The sequence below is a fragment of the Micromonospora sp. DT201 genome (genome assembly GCF_049841575.1).
Taxonomy (GTDB): domain Bacteria; phylum Actinomycetota; class Actinomycetes; order Mycobacteriales; family Micromonosporaceae; genus Micromonospora.
The window spans coordinates 117,878-130,777 of sequence record NZ_JBNCKP010000018.1; the positions used below are offsets into that span (position 1 = coordinate 117,878).

At 71.1% G+C, this 12,900-nt stretch carries 12 protein-coding genes; 3 read left to right on the forward strand and 9 right to left on the reverse strand.

Annotated elements, in window-relative coordinates; all coding sequences use genetic code 11:
• Window positions 1-18: 18 nt before the first annotated feature.
• Window positions 19-2,268, reverse strand: a complete 2,250-nt coding sequence (locus ACLQ28_RS25755) for a putative bifunctional diguanylate cyclase/phosphodiesterase (protein ID WP_425688847.1) — start codon at window positions 2,266-2,268, stop codon at window positions 19-21.
• Between the two features lie 292 nt (window positions 2,269-2,560).
• Between ACLQ28_RS25755 and ACLQ28_RS25760 the strand changes: the two genes are divergently transcribed.
• Window positions 2,561-3,748: a hypothetical protein gene (locus ACLQ28_RS25760; protein ID WP_425688848.1), complete on the forward strand. Its 1,188-nt coding sequence runs from the start codon at window positions 2,561-2,563 to the stop codon at window positions 3,746-3,748.
• Window positions 3,749-3,988: 240 nt separating this feature from the next.
• Here ACLQ28_RS25760 and ACLQ28_RS25765 read toward each other — a convergent pair whose 3' ends face one another.
• The 5 genes from ACLQ28_RS25765 to ACLQ28_RS25785 all read right to left on the reverse strand — a co-directional run bounded on the left by ACLQ28_RS25765 (window position 3,989) and on the right by ACLQ28_RS25785 (window position 8,632).
• The gene (locus ACLQ28_RS25765) at window positions 3,989-4,222 is read right to left on the reverse strand and encodes a zinc-ribbon domain-containing protein (RefSeq protein ID WP_425688849.1); all 234 of its coding nucleotides are present in this window, start codon (window positions 4,220-4,222) and stop codon (window positions 3,989-3,991) included.
• Between the two features lie 151 nt (window positions 4,223-4,373).
• The gene (locus tag ACLQ28_RS25770; protein ID WP_425688850.1) at window positions 4,374-5,243 is read right to left on the reverse strand and encodes an SRPBCC domain-containing protein; all 870 of its coding nucleotides are present in this window, start codon (window positions 5,241-5,243) and stop codon (window positions 4,374-4,376) included.
• Window positions 5,236-5,793, reverse strand: coding sequence for an ArsR/SmtB family transcription factor (locus ACLQ28_RS25775; protein ID WP_425688851.1), 558 nt, complete (start codon window positions 5,791-5,793; stop codon window positions 5,236-5,238). The genes ACLQ28_RS25770 and ACLQ28_RS25775 overlap by 8 nt, the downstream gene beginning before the upstream one ends.
• Window positions 5,794-5,894: 101 nt before the next feature.
• Window positions 5,895-7,238: a class I SAM-dependent methyltransferase gene (locus ACLQ28_RS25780; protein WP_425688852.1), complete on the reverse strand. Its 1,344-nt coding sequence runs from the start codon at window positions 7,236-7,238 to the stop codon at window positions 5,895-5,897.
• Window positions 7,235-8,632 carry an FAD-binding oxidoreductase gene (locus ACLQ28_RS25785; RefSeq protein WP_425688853.1) on the reverse strand — a complete coding sequence of 466 codons (1,398 nt, stop codon included), beginning with the start codon at window positions 8,630-8,632 and terminating at the stop codon, window positions 7,235-7,237. Before ACLQ28_RS25785 ends, ACLQ28_RS25780 begins: the two co-directional genes overlap by 4 nt.
• A gap of 93 nt (window positions 8,633-8,725) precedes the next feature.
• Between ACLQ28_RS25785 and ACLQ28_RS25790 the strand changes: the two genes are divergently transcribed.
• On the forward strand, window positions 8,726-9,196 hold the full coding sequence (locus tag ACLQ28_RS25790) for an aminoacyl-tRNA deacylase (protein ID WP_425688854.1): 471 nt from the start codon (window positions 8,726-8,728) through the stop codon (window positions 9,194-9,196).
• Between the two features lie 67 nt (window positions 9,197-9,263).
• Window positions 9,264-9,983: an RICIN domain-containing protein gene (locus ACLQ28_RS25795; protein WP_425688855.1), complete on the forward strand. Its 720-nt coding sequence runs from the start codon at window positions 9,264-9,266 to the stop codon at window positions 9,981-9,983.
• Window positions 9,984-10,002: 19 nt separating this feature from the next.
• Here the strand turns inward: ACLQ28_RS25795 and ACLQ28_RS25800 are convergent, their stop codons facing one another.
• The 3 genes from ACLQ28_RS25800 to ACLQ28_RS25810 all read right to left on the reverse strand — a co-directional run bounded on the left by ACLQ28_RS25800 (window position 10,003) and on the right by ACLQ28_RS25810 (window position 12,899).
• Window positions 10,003-10,239 (reverse strand): hypothetical protein, encoded by a 237-nt coding sequence (locus ACLQ28_RS25800; RefSeq protein ID WP_425688856.1) that lies wholly within the window; start codon window positions 10,237-10,239, stop codon window positions 10,003-10,005.
• Window positions 10,240-10,452: 213 nt separating this feature from the next.
• Window positions 10,453-10,917: a hypothetical protein gene (locus ACLQ28_RS25805; protein WP_425688857.1), complete on the reverse strand. Its 465-nt coding sequence runs from the start codon at window positions 10,915-10,917 to the stop codon at window positions 10,453-10,455.
• Window positions 10,918-10,946: 29 nt separating this feature from the next.
• The gene (locus ACLQ28_RS25810; protein WP_425688858.1) at window positions 10,947-12,899 is read right to left on the reverse strand and encodes a vWA domain-containing protein; all 1,953 of its coding nucleotides are present in this window, start codon (window positions 12,897-12,899) and stop codon (window positions 10,947-10,949) included.
• Between the last annotated feature and the right edge of the window lies 1 nt (window position 12,900).

Sequence of the window (12,900 nt, forward strand, 5' to 3'; positions counted from 1 at the left end):
CCTGTCGCTACGTGAGGGTCAAGCCCGATTCTGGCCCACCATGGATGGATCGTCCGGCCGCCCGTACAGATAGCCCTGACCGCGCGGGCAGCCGATCGCCGCGACCGCCTCGTGCTGACGCTCGGTCTCCACCCCCTCGGCGACCACCGACAGGTCGAAGGCGCCGGCCAGGCGGGTGACCATCTCCACCGTGGCGTACGCCCGCTCGTCGGACCCCAACCGGGCCACGAACGACCGGTCGATCTTCAGCTCGGTCGCCGGGATGCGGTGCAGGTAGCTCAGCGACGAGTAACCCGTACCGAAGTCGTCGATGGCGATTTTGATGCCCAACTCCCGGAGCTGGTGCAGCCGCTCCAGCACCGCCTCGGTGCCCTCGATCAGCGCCGACTCGGTCAGCTCCAGGGTCAACGCCCGCGGGGCCAGCCCGGCGGCACTGGTCGCGGCGGTGACCGTGGCGATCAGATCCGGCCGGCGCAGGTGTGCCGCCGCGATGTTCACCGCCACGGTCGCCTCCGGCGCTCGCCCCCGCCAGGTCGCCGCGGCCCGGCACGCCTCGTGGATCACCCACCGGTCGATCGGCAGGACCAACCCGGTCTCCTCGGCCAGCGGCAGGAACTTCGCCGGCGGCAGCATCCCCAGTCGGGGGTGCCGCCAACGCACAAGCGCCTCGGCACTGCGTACCGCGCCGGTGGTCAGGTCGACGATGGGTTGAAACTCAAGGTGCAGCTGATCCTCGTCGACCGCTCGACGCAGGTCGGCGATCAACTCGGCACGGGAGACGGCCGACTCCCGCAACGCCGGGGTGCACGTCCGGTACGCGGACTTCCCGGCCGCCTTGGCCGCGTACATGGCGATGTCGGCGTCGCGCAACAGGTCGCTGTGCGAGGCGTGCTGCGGGCCGTACTCGGCGATGCCGATGCTCGCCGACGGGTGCACCCCGACGTCCTCGTCGCCGTCGGAGGGCCGCAACGCCTCCAACAGTCGCTCGGCAAGCCGTTCCGGTGCGACCGGTCGGTCACCGTCGACAAGCACCGCGAACTCGTCCCCACCGAGGCGGGCGATGGTGCCGTCGCCGTCCACCGCCACGCGCATCCGGGCCGCCAGACCGGTCAGCAGGGTGTCACCGGTGGCGTGCCCGAAACGGTCATTGACCTGCTTGAACCCGTCCAGGTCGAGCAGCAGCACCGCCACCGGTCGCCCCTCGCGCAGGGCCAGGCGCAGCCGCCGGTTGAACAGCAGCCGGTTGGGCAGCCCGGTGAGCTGGTCGCCGTAGGCGAGCCGGCGCAGCCGGGCCACCAGCCGCAGGTTCTCGTTGGCGGCCAACCCCTGCCGTACGGCGAGAGCCCCGAGCAACACCATCATGGTCACGAAGACCAACTGCGGCGTCTGCCCGGTGGGCCGGCGGGCCAGCACCACCGCGACGATCGCCCCACCCACCGGCAGGTACGGCAACGCCACCCGCCACCAGGGCGGCAGCGGCGACTCGGCGGTGTCGTCGGTGCCGTCGCAGTCCGGTGGAGGCGGGTTCCGGGTGGCCAGGCCGATCAGCAGGTAGCTCAGCGGCCAACACAGGTCGATCGGATGGCCGGCCGTGTAGTCGGCGCGGGCGACCAGCGACACGTAGCCGACGTCGGCGACAACCCGCAGAGTGAGACTCGCCGCGAGCACGCTCATCGGCCGCCACAGCGGACGGGCCGGGCCGGAGACCGCGACCAGGATCGTGAGCTGCATCAGGTCGAACATCGGGTAGAGCAGCCCCAGCGTGCGCGCCGGGTCGGCCAACTCGGCGGCGGCGACCCCACGGAAGACCAGCACCCAGCCGATCGGCACCAGGGCCAGCGCGACGATCACCCCGTCCAGCAACGTACGGGCCCGCCCGACCGCGGTCCGTGGCGCGGACGGCGAGTTGAGCAGTGCGGTCGTGCCGGTGAGGATGCCGAGAATGAAGACCGCCCCGACCACAGGCGTGTGCGGCAGGTCGCCGCCGACGAGCCGCTGCACCGTCCAGATCGCCCGGCCGGACGCGGCGAGCGCCATGGTGACGGCGAGCAGCGTCCAGAGCCGGCGCAGCGGTGCCGGGTGCCGACGGGCCACGCCCACGCACGCGAGCGTCGCCCAGCCGGCCACCAGCATCCCGCCGACATCACTGACCAGGGCGGCAGCGGGCAACGCGGCGAACAGCCAGACCGCCTCCAGGAGAACGACCGAGCCCGCGACGACCAGCCCGGCGCGGCTCAGCCGGGTCGGCGCGATGTCAGTGGCCAGCACGTGGCCCGCCGGTCGGCTCGTCAGGGGTACGCGCCCCCGCAGCCTGCTTCACGTCCTGTCGCGACACGGTCGCTCCGGCTCTTCGTCGTACGTGCGCCCACGGCGGACCTGTCCACGGCAAACCCCGAAAGCCTAGCCAGCGCCCGGGGTGCCCGCCAAGGTACGGACGGCCGCGCACATCAAGCCGGACCGGCCACAGAGGAGCCTTCTCGCCCGGACCGACCGCCTGTGCGCGAGGGCTCAGCGATGGACGTACCCACGCCTCGACCTGTTCCGCCGTACCATCTCCCCGGTGACCACCCCCCGCCGACGGCTGGTCGTCGCGTCCATCCTCCTGGTGTTGGAAGCGGTGTTCTTCGCGCTGTTCGTCACCGAGTCCGTGGCCGGGGCGATCGTCGCCGTCGGCTTCACCTGCCTGGCGTTGTGGCTGCACGTCGTCCTGCACGAGTGTGGGCACCTTGTAGTGGCGAAGCTGCTGCGCCTACAGGTCATCGCGGTCCGTATCGCGCCGTTCACCGGATGGCGGAGCGAAGTGTCGGTCCGGCCGGCACCGTCGGCGACCGCGTTGCCGCTGCGGATGGTGCTGTTCTACCTGGGTGGCCCGCTGACGAACCTGTGCACCGCGACGGTGCTCGGTGCCGCAACGGCGTTGATGGGCACACCGTTGACACGGGTCGCGCTGATCGGCGCGGCGCTCGCCGCGGCGCTGCTCGGGTTGGTCAACCTCGTTCCCTGGACATCGCCCCACAGCGACGGCCGCAACCTCCTCCGCTGGCTCTCGGCACCAACTGCCACCACCGCCGCGCTACGGGCGGCCTACTACCAGGAGGAGATAAACAGGACCCTGCGGACGATCACCCATGGGGAGTTTGACGACGGTCATGCGGGAGATCCGGTTCTCGACGGTAACGACCCGCGACTCGCGCTCGTTGCCTTTCAGCGGCGCTGGAGCACGGGACACGGGCATTCGACGGCGGACCTCATCGCCGACGCCGAGCGTCTCGCGGCGCTGGCACGCGCCGACAGCACTGATCCCCGGGCCGCCGCCGCGATCGGGCAGGTGCTCAGCGTTCAGTTCGGGTTGTGGTATCTGTACGCCGCGGTGGTGACCAGATCGCCGGTCGCGCACCGGGAAGTGTTGGAGATCTGGGAACTGGCCCAGCTCGGCTATCACGTGCAACCGCACAGGTTGTCTGCTCGGGTCGCCATGAGCCTGGCTCACCTGCTCAACCAGCGGCCGGAGCATGCGCGGTCGCTGGTTCTCGACGTTCAGCCCGGTATCGATCCGGCAGACCTCTGCAGCGTCGCGTTTCTCCTGCGGGCCATCGCCGAATGTCACCTCGGCAACCACGCCGATGCGGACGCCCACGTCAGGGCTGCCGGAGGCAACTTCCGGCAACTGACCCAGGTCGTTGCCGCGACCCAGGCGGCCGACCCGGTGCCGCCCATGTTCGCCCCGGCACCGATGGCGGCCACCTGACCGGCGGACGGTCAGCCACCGGCATCGGCGGCGGGCGTGGTGTGCGACGGATGTGGTCAGCGGTCGGCGGAGCGGTTCCACGGCGAGCGTGGCAACCCGGTGCCGGCCGGGGGACGGCGGGCACGCCGGGGTTTCCGCCGGCCAGGGGTGCAGGGCGCGCGTGGGGCGGTGTGCACCGGAGGGCCGGAGGACGGCGACGGTCGACGGATCAGCCAGTAGAGGAAGCCGGACATCTGTGGCTCAGCCGACCGGGAGGCGCTCGGCGTCGGACTTGGAGATCTCGTACTGCGCCGCGCAGAACGTGCACTGCTGCGCGTACCGGGTGCGGATCGGGATGAGGGGGATGAAGAAGAGGGTGAATTTCGTCGATCGGCGGGTGATCACCTGCGCGGCCTGATTGCCGCAGTGTCGGCAGACCTGCTGCACGACACCGGACCGGTCGACCTTGGTACGCAGACCAAAGATGAAGAACATCGCCCGTCAGTACCCGCTCGACCTCGAAAAGTCACCACATCCTGCCAACGGATCAGCAACCATCACCTCGAGACGCACTTTCGGGGAAACTGCTGCCTCCCGACGCGCGGAGGCAGCAGCTTCCCCGAAGTTGAGCAGATCTTGAAGCCGGTCAGCTGGCTGGCGTCGGCTCCAGGCCGGGGACTTCGGCGGGGAGCCAGATCGGCTGCCAGTCCGGCACCTCGTGGAAGCGGCGCAGCTCGGCAAACCCGGCAACCGTGCCGGTCCAGGCCGCGTACGGCGGGTTGGCCTCGTCGAAGCCGCTCTGCACGAAGGTCAGCGTGGTGCGGCCGTTGGACTCGGCGAGCTCCCAGCTCGTGACGCCGACGGGGCCCCAGTCGACCGACATCTTCCGGCCCGGCTCCAGGTCGACCACCTTGGCGGCGTAGCCGGCGTCGAAGCCGCCCATGGCGTACCGACCGCCGGCCCAGGGCTCGATGCCGATCGGGAAGCCGAACCAGGCGCTGGCCTGCTCCGAGTCGGTCAGCGACTCCCACACCTTGTCGGCGGGGGCGGCAATGACCAGCTCACCGTGCAGGTCAGCGGAGGTGAAGTCGGTGCGGGGCAGCACCGACCGGCCCTCCAGATGGGCGGCCAGGTTGGCGATGGCCAGCGCCCAGTACGTCTGGAGCACGCCCCGGATGCTGGAGCCGCTCATCGCCTCGGCGAAGTCGAAGTGGCTCTGGGTCAGCGTCAGCACAGTGCTGTCCGCGCCCTCGGCGGTGAGCTGGAACTCGGTGGTGGTCTCCACCCCGTCGAGCAGCCAGCCGAAGCGCACCGTGTCGTCGTCGGCGTGCAGCAGCCGCTGGTGCGGGGCGTCGCCCTCGGGCGTGTAGCGGCCCCAGAACTCGTACCGCTGGGGCAGCTCGACCTTGGCGTGCTCGGCCAGCCAGACACGCAGCTCGGCCGGGTCGGTCAGGGCCTTGCGGACGCGCCCGGTGGACGCGGAGAGACGGGCCTGCACCTTCAACGGTTCAGTCATGATCTTTTCCTTTCGGATAGCAGGCGACGGCGAGCTTGAAGGCATCTCCAACGCTTCCGCCGTAGCGGGTGAACAAGTCCTGAAGTGCGGTTTGCAGGTCGTGCAGGAACTGCGGGCGAAGCTCTGCCGGCACCCGGATCTCGCCGGAGACACCGACCGAGGGCAGCTCGGGTGCCGTCCGGTCCAGGGCGGCGACGTCGGCCTGGACCTCTTCCATCAGGTCGAGCAGGTAGCCCAGGCTCAGCTCGTCGCTGGCCCGGCGCAGCCCGATCCGGCCGACGAGCCGTGGGGACAGCCAGTACGACCGGGCGGCCGCCTGGTAGATGCCCTCGGTGATGCCGCGAACCTTGCGTTCGTTGACCAGCTCAACGAGGCCGGCCGCGACGAGCTGCTTGACGTGGTAGTAGACGCGCTGTGGCGTCTGGTCGAGTCGGGCCGCGACCTCGGTGCAGGTGCGCGGTTCGGCCAGTTGCCGCAGCACCTCGACGCGCTGCGGCTTGAGCAGGACTTCGGCCTGCTCGATCTGCTCCAGGTACAGGACGTCTCTCATGGCAAAACCAGTTTGTACGTACAAAATTTGTTTGTCAATCGGTTCACCAGAAGCCGCGCCGACTTTTTTCGACGCGGCTTCAGGCAACGGTCAGCAGGTGATCAGGGCAACCAATCCGGTCGCAGCGGGTAGCCGCTCACGCCGTCCGGGCCGTTGTGGGTGGCCAGCACCTGGTGCAGTTGGATGCCGTTGCGCTCGAACGCCATCCGCGACCCGGCCATGTACAGCCCCCACACCCGGGCAGTGCCCGCGCCCACCTCCGACACGCAGAAGTCCCAGTGATCGACCAGGTTGCGACACCAGGCGGCCAGCGTCAGCGCGTAGTGCTGGCGCAGATTCTCCTCATGGTGCACCTCCAGCCCGGCGTCGTGGATCTCGCTGATCAGCCGGCCCGGGCCGGCCAACTCCCCGTCCGGGAAGACATACCGGTCGATGAACGCGCCGGAGCGATGCGGTGCCCGATTGTCCGCGCGGGTGATGCAGTGATTCAGCAGCCGACCCCCCGCGCGCAACCGCGACCGTATCGCCCCGAAGTAGGCCGGATAGTTACGCACCCCGATGTGCTCGGTCAAGCCGATCGAGGAGATGGCGTCGAACCGCTCCGCTGGCGCGTCCCGGTAGTCCATGTGCCGCACCTCGGCCAGCCCGGTCAGGCCCTCCCGCTCGATCGCCGCCTGCGCCCAATCGGCCTGCGCCTTCGACAGGGTCACCCCGAGCGCCTTCACGCCGTACTCGCGGGCGGCGTGCCGGACCATCCCACCCCAGCCGCAGCCCACATCCAGCAGCCGCATGCCCTTCTTGAGCGCCAACTTGCCGGCGACCAGGTCGTACTTCGCAGCCTGAGCCTGCTCCAGCGTGTCGTCCGGAGACCGGAAAACCGCGCAGGTGTACGTCATCGACGGGCCGAGCACCTTCTCGTAGAAGGCGTTGGAGACGTCGTAGTGGTGCGAGATCGCCGTGCTGTCGCGGACCCTCGAGTGCCGCAGCCCGTTCACCACCCGCTTCCACCGCGGCTGCGCCTCCTGCGGTGGCGCCGGCGGCGGCATCAGCCGCTCCCAGCCCAGCCCACGGACCAGCGCCAGCCCCTCGGCCAGCGACGGTGGGCGCAACCGCAGCTCCTCCTTGAGCACCCGCAACGCCTCGTACGGGTCGCCCGGGTGCACCCCCTGCAACGCCAGGTCGCCACTGACGTAGGCCCGGGCCATGCCCAGATCCCCGGGGGCGGTGAGCAGGTACGACAGCCCCCGCTCGGAACGGATCGCCAGGGTGATGCCGGCGTCGGACGGGCCAACGGAGCTGCCGTCGTACCCGGTGATCCGCACCGGCAACGGGCCCGTGGTGACCGCGCGGACGATATCCGCCACGGTCGGACCCGTGCGCCGGCCACCCGCCGGTGGGGTGGCGGGGACGCTCGCCGCCCCCTGATCTCTGTCGGTCAGGCTCATGCTCGTGCTACCGCCTTTTCGTACAGTCCCGTCAGCCGGTGGTCCGGGTCGTAGCGGTCTTTCACCGCGCGCCACGTGTCGCCGCCGTACAGGCGATCGAAGGCGTCCCGGTCGTAGTACGCGTCGGAGTAGAGCGACTTGTGCCCGCCCGACTCCGACACCCTGCGTTCGATCGTGCGGTTGACGTCGCCATCGGCGGCGCCCGGCGCGATCGGCACGCTCCCCCAGAACCCAATGTTGACGTAGTCCAACCCCGGCCGGAGTGGATACAGCGGCCAAGACCGCGCCGAACCGGCACCCGCCGGCTCACGCAAGCGCAACGGACACAACCACACCGGGTTCATCCCCACCGCGCCGGCGAACCAGCGCAGGAAGTCGGCTGTCTGGTCCAGCGGGATCTCCACGTCCTGCACGACCCGCTCCCGGGCCGGCTGCCCACGCAGCCGGTCGATCCGAGCCGCCACCTGGTGCCGGTGCTCAAGCCGGACCAGCCGGTGATAGAAATCGCTGCGCCGGTAACGCGCCGGCCAGAGCCTGCGCACGACCGGGTGCTGCGCGCCGAACGCCGCCGAGCACCAGAACCAGTCGGTGTCCCAGCGCCAGAGATAGTCGTACGCGGTGAGCACGTCCCGAGTGCGCTGGCGCAGTGACCGGTAGTAGATCCCCTGACCGGTGTAGTCGCTGGGCGGGCCGGCAGAGTCGGTGAACGCGGCAAACACCAGGTACGCCTCGCCGGGGCTGAACATCACGCCGTCCATCGCGTCGACCGGCTCGCCGGCCCAGGACCGGGTCGCGCTGACCTCGGCGATCGCGTCGGTGAGCGCCTCCAGTTGGGTGAACCGGACGTTGCGCAGCGCCACGTACCGACCGACCGGTTGCAGCTCGATGCGCAACCGGGTGGCGTAACCGAGGCTGCCCAGCGAGTTGGGGAACGCGGTGAACAGGTCGGCGTGCTCGCCGTCGGGCCGGGCGGTGACGATCTCGCCCGAGCCGGTGAGGATGTCCATCTCTCGTACCGACTCGTGCGGCAGGCCGTTGCGGAACGAGGTCGACTCGATCCCGAGGCCGGTGACCGCGCCACCCAGGGTGATGGTGCGCAACTGCGGCACCACCAGCGGCATCAGCCCGTGCGGCAGTGTCGCGTCGACCAGGTCCTCGTAGGTGCACATGCCCTGCACGTCGGCGGTGCGCTCGGTCGGGTCGACCGACAGCACGCCATTCAGGCCACTCACGTCGAGCCCTGGAGTCCGGGGAGCGGACCGGGGACGGAACAGGTTGGAAGTGCGTTTGGCCAGCCGGACAGGCTCGCCCGTGGGCACCGCGGCGTACGACCGTCGCAGCGTGTCCACCGCTTGATCATGGTCAATGGGGTGATCCACACGCTCAGCGCGCATGTGATCACCTTACGCTCGTACTCAGGAAACCGTGGGATGTCGACGGTGGCAGTTTCCCGTCCGGTGGCAGGCGTGGCGGTTACCGTGACGGGCATGCCATCGCCCGCGATCATCGCCCTGGACGCCGCCGGACTGACGTATCGGCTGGTCAGCCATGGTGCGGTCGACAGCCTCGCGGAGGCCGCCGCAGTTCGGGGCGTGACCATCCCCGATGTGGTCAAGACGATCGTGGTCCGCCAGAGTGGAAATCATCACCTCTTCGTGCTCACCCCCGGCGACCGGGTGATCTCCTGGCCCAAGCTGCGCACCCTGCTCGGCGTGCACCGACTCTCCATGCCGGACGCGGTGGGCGCCCTGGCCGCCACCGGCTACGAGCGCGGCACCATCACCCCGTTCGGCGCGAGCACGGCCTGGCCGGTGATCGCCGACGAGCGACTGCGCGGCCGGGAGATCACCCTGGGTGCCGGTGAACGCGGCCTCGCCATCGCGGTCGACGCCGACGCCGCGATCGCCGCCCTCGACGCCACCGTGGCCGACGTGACCGACCCGCAACCCACTCGCTGAGCCACGGCACCAGCCACCGCGCCGTCTGGCTGGCTCCGGTGCACTGTCGTGGGTGAGGATGGCGCCTATGTCCCCGCCCGACGAACGCCCCGACCCCGCCGGCACCGTCTACGGCGGTCGTCAGGCACCCCGCCCTGGCCCGCTGGCCGATCCGCTGCTGCGGGTAGCGCTGGCGGTCGGGGTCGTTGGCGTACTCCTGGGGGTCGTCTTCGCCACCGGCCTGCTCGGCGGCGACGACGAGCCGGTGGAGCCCTCGACGGTCGGCTCGTCGTCCAGCGCTGCGGCACCCACCGGTCCGGCGGCCGAGCCGAGCGCCTCCGCCGAGCCGTCGCCGACCCCGTCGGCCACCCCGTCGGCCACCACCGGAAGCGCGCCGGCCACCGGGCCCCGGGTGCTCAAGACCGCCTCGGGGCTCTGCCTGGGGCTCGACGGCGACGGCGAGAAGGCGGAAGCCGAGTTGGCGGCCTGCACCGGCGGCCCCGAGCAGCAGTGGGTGGTCACCCCGATCGGCGCGGACGCGCTGACGTTGACCAACGCCGCGCACGGGCAGTGCCTCGACGTCGAGGGTGGCAGCGGCGACGACGGCGCACGGTTGCAGCAGTTTCCCTGCCACGGTGACGCCAACCAGCAGTGGCGGCTGAGCCCCACCGGCAGCGGCCCGGTGCTGTTGGTCGCGGTGCACAGCGGCAAGTGCGGGCAGGCCGACGACGACGGCGCCGAGGCCGGGGACGACGTCCGGCAACGACCCTGCGACGGCCGGCCGGCCCAGCAGTGGACCCTGGGCTGAACGCCTGGCCCAGGCCGTCTCAGCCTTGGAACCTCCAGGCCTTCGGCGCGGTCGCGGCGGCCAGCACGGCATCCGGCACCGGCCGGCCCGGTCGCCGGCGCAGCAGCAACGACAGCCCTGCGACACCGATCGAGAGCGCGCCCGCCACGTACCAGGCCATCGCGTAGTCGCCGAGCCGGTCCCGGACCAGCCCCGCACCGGTCGCGGCGACCGCCGCGCCGAGCTGGTGGGCGGCGAACACCACGACCGGCGTCATGATCGACACGACATCGCCGACGTGGCGGTATCCCGCTCGCTGGATACCCCCATGTCGGCGATGTGGAGTTGATCATCGCCCCAGCGGCCGCTCCGGGACGTCCAGAGGCGGCCGAGGTCGGCCGGGGCACGGCCGAGGGCGGCCGGCGGGCGGCCGAGGGACGTCAGGGGGAGCGCCGCCCGGCCGACTCGGGCACCGCCCGATTAACCCGGCTCAGCTGCGGAGAAGGTGAAGTTGGGCCTGATGCTTGGGTAGGTGGACCCGGGCGTGCAGATCCAGGGTGCGCGACCAGGGCAGCGGCTCGTCGACGATCAGGTCGAAACCCTCGCGCAGGTGCGTCTCGACCGGGGTCTCGGCAGCCAGGCCGAGCTGGTCGACCAGCCCGCACAGACGGTCGCTGGTTTCATGCAGCAGAGCGGTCAGGCCACGCATGCCGCCCTGCTCGGCGGCCAGCGCGTCGAGCTGCGGGCGGTGCATGTCCTCTTCCAAGTCGTAGTAGGCAAACGGTGACCCGGCCAGCAACGCCTCGGTGGCCTGGATCATCAGCTCGTCGTTGGCGACCAGATGCGCGACGACCTGCTCAGCACCGAGCTGCCCCTCCGGAGCCGGACCGAACCCGCCCGCGTCGACCTCCGCGAGCAACGCGTCGTACGCCCGCCGCAATCCCCCGTTCTCCACACGTCCCAGTCAACCCCGCCCGCGGCGGATTAGCGGCGGGATTGGCGGGAGCGGAGGTAGTCGCTGACCACGTACTCGCCGAGGTCGTCGGTGTCGGGCGTGAACATGCGGCCTCGGCTGCGGCGCGCCACCGCGTCGACGAAGCGCCGCAGACCCGGGTCGTCGCCGAGCATGAACAGGTTGATCGTCGCGCCGTATCTGCTGAGCCGGTCCACCTCACGAACCGTCGCCTCGATCGTCTCCGGCAGTGGCGGCCAGTGGAAAAGCGCTTCCCCGTCGTCCGGGTCCAGATGGGCGGTGGGCTCCCCGTCGGTGACCACCAACACCACCGGCTCGGCGTCCGGGTGCCGACGCAGGTGCCGACCCGCCAGCCGCAGCGCGTGCTGGAGGTTGGTGCCCTGTTCCATGTCCGGTTCCGTGGCCGCCAACTCCTGCTGGGAGAGCGTCATCGCCTCCCGGCCGAAGCCCACGATCTGCAGAGCGTCCTGCGGGAAGCGCGTCTCCATGAGGTGCGCCAGCGCCAAGGCGGTCTGCTTCATCGGCCCCCAACGACCCTGAGAGATCATCGAGTACGACAGGTCGACGCAGAGCACCACCGCGGCCGAAGCCCGCTTCTCGGTCTCCACCACCTCGAAGTCGTCCACCGCGAGCTGCACCGGGACCGTCGGCCCGGCCCGGCTGACCGCCCGGGTCAGCGTCCGAACGACGTCCAACGGCTGCTCATCGCCGTACTCCCAGGGTCTGGACGCACCGCTGACCTCGCCGGCGGCCCCCGCCGAGCGCAGGTCGTGCTGGCCGCGCGGCCCAGCGGTCAGCTCGGAGAAGACCCGTCGCAGCGCCGTCCCACCGAGACGGCGCAGCGCCTTCGGACTCAACGTGAGCCCCTCCGCGTCCCGGCTCACCCAACCCTGCCGGCGCAGCTCCCGCTCCAGATCGCGCAGCCGGCGAACGTCATCGGCCGCGTCCCGGCCCAGCGTGCGGGCCACCGCGTCGACGTCCACGTCGTCCAACGTGGCGCCCGGGTGTTCCTGGTCGAGCTGGTCCAGCAGGTCGTCCAGCTCGCCGATCTCACCCAGGGCACCGGCCGCGTCGGCGTAGTCCAGCGGCTGATCGCCGCGGACCCGCTCGCCGCGCCCCCAGCGCAGATCCGGGCGCAAAGCCCGCAGGTTCGCGTCGAGCGCGGACAACTCCCCCGCGAGGCGGTCGCCGAGCGACTGCTGCATCAGACCGGCCAGCTCGGCGCGCTGCCGGTCGGAGAGCGAATTCATCAGCCGCTCACCGGCCGCCGAACGGCGGGCCAGCACGTCGATCAGCTCGTCGACGGTCTCCGGCTGCTCCGGAAAGAAGTCGCCGTGTCGGCGCATGAACTCGGCGAACGCGTCGGTGGTGTCCTCCGCGCGGCCGTGCTGGGCCAGCAGGTCGTTCAGGTCGCTCATCATCTCGGCCAGCCGCTGCTGGGCGGCCGGGTCGGCGGATGCACGCACCGCGTCGCGCAGCCCGGCGAACCGCTGGCCGAGCACGTCGTCACGGAGCTGATCGAGGATCTGCTGATACGACCGGCGGGCGTCCTCGCTGGCCCACCGATAGCCGGACAGCTCCTCCACCGCCCGCGCGGTCGACCGGGGCAGGCTGTCCAGCACCGACTCGGCAAACCGCGCGTCGTCGCCGTCGCGGTCCCGCAGTTCGTCCCGCTCGGCGGCGAGAGCCTGGTCGAGCAGCGCCTGCGCCCTGGTCACCGCGCCATCGAGGTCACCACGACGAAGCGCCTCACGACGCAGCCGCCGAGCCCGGGCGGCCAGGTCGTCCAGCCCACCCCGCCCCTGCGGGCCACGGCGCAGCAGGTCGCGCAGCGCCTCCCGCAGGCTGCCGCCGGCCAGCACCTCGGCGCCGACCGCGTCCACCGCCCCGCGCACGTCGTACGGGGGTGCGAGCGGGTCGGGCCCGCCGTGCCATTGCCCGTACCGGAACCTGTTGCCGGCCACG